This window comes from uncultured Campylobacter sp. (genome assembly GCF_938030785.1).
GTDB lineage: Bacteria > Campylobacterota > Campylobacteria > Campylobacterales > Campylobacteraceae > Campylobacter_B.
Window position 1 is genome coordinate 1 of sequence record NZ_CALHIK010000041.1, and the last position, 3,877, is coordinate 3,877.

The 3,877-nt window shown below is 50.0% G+C and carries 4 protein-coding genes; all 4 read left to right on the forward strand.

Going from position 1 to position 3,877, the window contains the following annotated elements:
• Positions 1-284: 284 nt before the first annotated feature.
• Entirely contained in the window at positions 285-491 is a 207-nt protein-coding gene (locus tag Q0438_RS02125; RefSeq protein ID WP_299186814.1) for a hypothetical protein, read from the forward strand.
• Positions 492-724: 233 nt separating this feature from the next.
• Positions 725-1,408 (forward strand): hypothetical protein, encoded by a 684-nt coding sequence (locus Q0438_RS02130; RefSeq protein WP_299186816.1) that lies wholly within the window; start codon positions 725-727, stop codon positions 1,406-1,408.
• 118 nt (positions 1,409-1,526) lie between these two features.
• Positions 1,527-2,267 carry a sulfite exporter TauE/SafE family protein gene (locus Q0438_RS02135; RefSeq protein ID WP_299186819.1) on the forward strand — a complete coding sequence of 247 codons (741 nt, stop codon included), beginning with the start codon at positions 1,527-1,529 and terminating at the stop codon, positions 2,265-2,267.
• A gap of 89 nt (positions 2,268-2,356) precedes the next feature.
• The coding region (locus Q0438_RS02140) for a DUF6138 family protein (RefSeq protein WP_299186823.1) at positions 2,357-3,877 on the forward strand (1,521 nt) is incomplete at its 3' end.

Genomic DNA, 3,877 nt, shown 5'->3' on the forward strand with positions numbered 1-3,877 from the left:
TGCTCGAAGCGCTAAATCAAAGCGAGGTCGGCAAAAAGGTGCTGGATAAAATTTCAGGCGCCAAGGAGAGGGATAAATCCGAGTAATATTCGCACCGAGTAATGTTCGCAACATCTCGGGCGAGTAAAATTTTAAATTTATACGCTAGCTGCACTGCGGAGGAGGGTAAATTTGAGTAATATCTAGCGGCACAGCGCAGGCGAGCAAATTTGAGCGGTTTGCCCGTCCGGGCGGTTTGCCTGCTCGCGTCGGATAAAATTTAAGGCGCTAGCGGAATTTAAAGGTTGCGAAATTTCAAATACTCGCGAAATTTCGAATTTCGCTGGAATTTAAAACGTCGTGAAATTTCAAAATGCCGTGGAATTTTGAATATCGTGAAATTTAAATACTATGGAATTTCAAACGCCAGTAAAATTTCAAACTCTCTCGAGCGAGCATTTAAAGCGGCGCTGTATCGCAAAACATCGGTAGGGCGCCGAAACTGCGGGTAAATTTTATGAAATTCGCAAGTCGAGGGCAAAATTTCGGCGTTGATACATAACGCTCATAGACTACGCTTGGTGGTTATCATTTGCCGCCAAATGTTTGGGTTTTGCCATCTAACGGTCAAATTTTGCCGCCTGCGAGGCTAAATTTATTCGGTTCGGATGAAATTTAAGAAGCGCGAGCCGTTGGCGGCAGTGTAAAATTTAACCCGCCCGCATAAAATTTTAAGGAGCGCATAATGGCAAACGCCGTAAATTCCGCGCAGTACCAAGCGCGCATCAAGCAGGCGGAAGCTCTTTTCGAGGGGCAAAATTTTACCCGGCGTCAAACGATAAATTTAAGCGGCGGATATGAGATCGCAAAGGACGCATATAGGCTCGGCGCGACAAGCTTTAGCGGCGGCGAATACACGCTGTTTGATGCTCGCAAAACGCAGATAAAAAGCTGGCGCTGTATAGACGATCGGGCGGAATTTTTTAGCCTGATCCGCCACGCAGACGGCAAATTTTACCTCGTTTTTCGCCAGGATCTATACGGCTACAGCGTGCTTGATCTAGCCTCAGCGCAGATCATGCGCTTCGTGCCGGACGCCTGGCTAGACGGCAAGGAGAGCTTCATTTGGGACGGCGTGCACTATCTGCGGGGTTGGGACGCGCTGGCCGTGGACGGCTGCTACTGGGCGGCTCCAAACGGCGTGCATTTGGTGAGCTTTGCCGAGCCGATGAGCGAAGAGCAGAGATGTGTCGATGTTTTAGACTGCATGCAGGGCGGCTACGACATCTACGAGCAAGCTGATTTCGCGGGCTTTGAGGGTAATGAACTGAGCCTAAAATGCTTTCGCGCGGACACCTTGCGATATGAAAATATAAAAATTTCGCGCGAGCGCTACCGCGAATGGATGCGCGGAGCAAAACGACTATAAGCTTTAAATTTACTAAATTTCGCGCCTAAATTTAAACGCTTGCAAGCGGTAAATTTTAATTACGAGCCGCAAAAAGCGGAATTTAGAGAGACCAAATGGGCTGAAATAAGGAATACGGATGTTTTTTGAATACATTTTAATCGGCGTTGCGGTAGGCTTTATCAGCGGATTTTTCGGCATCGGCGGCGGCACGGTCGTGGTGCCCGTGATGATGCTCTTCGGCTACGACGTCAAGTACGCCATCGGCATCAGCATCATGCAGATGATCTTTAGCTCGATCTTCGGCTCGTTCGTAAATTTTAAAAGTAAAATGCTCGACGTCGCGCCGGCGCTGGTGCTGGGGCTCGGGGGCTTTTGCGGCGCGCTTAGCAGCGGCTTTATCGTAAGCTATTTCTCCTCAAAATTTCTACTTGGCACGCTCATTTTAGTGCAGATCATAAATTTAATCAAACTATTCAAAACCCCGACCGAGCCCACCGGCGAGGCTAACGAATCTAAAATTTTGCTCTTTATCGTGGGGCTGTTCGTCGGCGCCGTGGCGATCAGCGTGGGTATCGGCGGCGCGGTATTCGTGATGCCTATTTTGATCAGCTTTTTAAACTACGACATCAAAAAGGCCGTCAGTACGGGGCTATTTTTCGTGATATTTTCCTCAAGTGCGGGCTTTCTGAGCCTTTCCGCGCACGGGCTCGTGTACTACAAGATCGGCGCGTTACTAGGCATCGGCTCGCTAGCGGGCGTTTACGCGGGGGTCAAAACCTCGCACAAGATCGGCAAAAAAGCTCAAAAGCGCTGGATGATCGCACTTATCGTTACGATACTTTGTATAACGGTTAGAAAATTTTTGGCTTTGAGCTAGGCGTGCTTGCCGAATCGAAGCTAAGATCGGATCTAAATTTAGTCGCGGCGCCTTGCCGCTAAATTTAACTCAAATTTAAAGGCTCATCAATGAAGGAAGCTCAAATTTCGCTAGCGGACAAAATTTCGGACTCGCTAAAGCGCCTGATCGCTAGCAAGCTAGACTCGCAGTACAAGGGCGAGGCGCCGTATTCGGGGTGTCGCGTGCAGGAGGGGTATTTTGATTTTTTGGGCGTGGAGTGCCGCGGATCACGCATCAGGCTCTACCTTCACGACTTTGGCGCGGACAGCTTCAGAGCCGATGCGCCCGAGATAGACGAGCTTGAGCGCGAGGAGTTTGAGGCCATCGTCCCGCTCATCGCAAAGAGCGCGGAGGAAGAGTTTTTGGCTGAAACAAATCTGCCGTTTTTTGCGTATAAGCTGGATCTGGCGGTCAAATTTGAAGGCGCGGGCAGCAGCTTGGCGCAGCGCAGCTGCGAGCATAAATTTTACTTTGAAAACGCTGCGCGAAAAGCCGAGCTAAAGCGCAAAATAGATGATTATATAGACGAGCTCATCATCCGCCGCGATAAAAAGATCAAAGACGGCCGCGAGATTTTCGTGTTTATGGACCGCATTTTCGGCCTTTCGCTTATGGATTGCGACGAAACGGCGCTAATGGCGCTGCTTGAACGGGTAATTGATGCGGTGCAGGACGTCAAAAACAGGCGGCTTTTGGGGGATTTTATCATCGCGCTAGAGAATAATCTGCGGCGCTGGAAAGAGGAGAAATTCCTGCCGAAATTTTACGATATTTTAGGTGACGGCTGGAGTAAAGATTACGAGCTTAAAAAGGACTTTACGCCGCAAAGCGTGGACGCGGGCGAACTTGCGCTTTTTGTGCGTGCGGCGTTTTGGCGGATCAAATTTAAGCGCTATAGTTGGGACGTGGATCTTGCGCGTAAGGATTTGGAGTGCGCGGCGAAGATTTTCGGCTCGTCTCAGGCGCAAAGCTATCTGAATCACGGCACGGGCGAGCTTGAGGGCGAACTAGTAAAATTTAAAGATGCGGACGTAGAGTGTCTAGCGAACGACGTTTTCGCGCAAGTTCGAGTAAAAATCAAAAACGAAACGGCGGACGCGTATAAAAAGGCGTTAAATTTCATCATAAAGCTGCTGCAAGCGGGCTTTCCTGCGAGCTACGCCGTAAAGCTTAGCTCCAAAGCGCAGAAAACTTATCTGCCGATCAAAGGCCTTGCGCCTACGCCCACGCACCGCTTTTTCTCCGTCGCGCTCGCGCACGGGCTGGACGGGGAGCTTGAGCTTTACGCGAACGAGGCGCTAAAGCACAAGTTTGAGTTCTACACCGACACGGACGGCGAAAAGTGCCTGATGAGCGGCAGCTACGCAGTTTTCGGTCTCGCGCTGAAGAGCGAAAAATACTTTGCTCTCGCGCGGCGCTACTTTGAGACGGTGGATGCCGAACACCAGAGCGCGCATATAAAATTTATCGAGGCATTTATCGATCGCTACGGCATTAGCGAGCGTAGTTTAGAAGTGATCGTCGCGGGGCTGCTGTCATATCAAGAGGATAAAATTTACAAAAGCTTAAAGGCGCTAATGAAGGGGCCC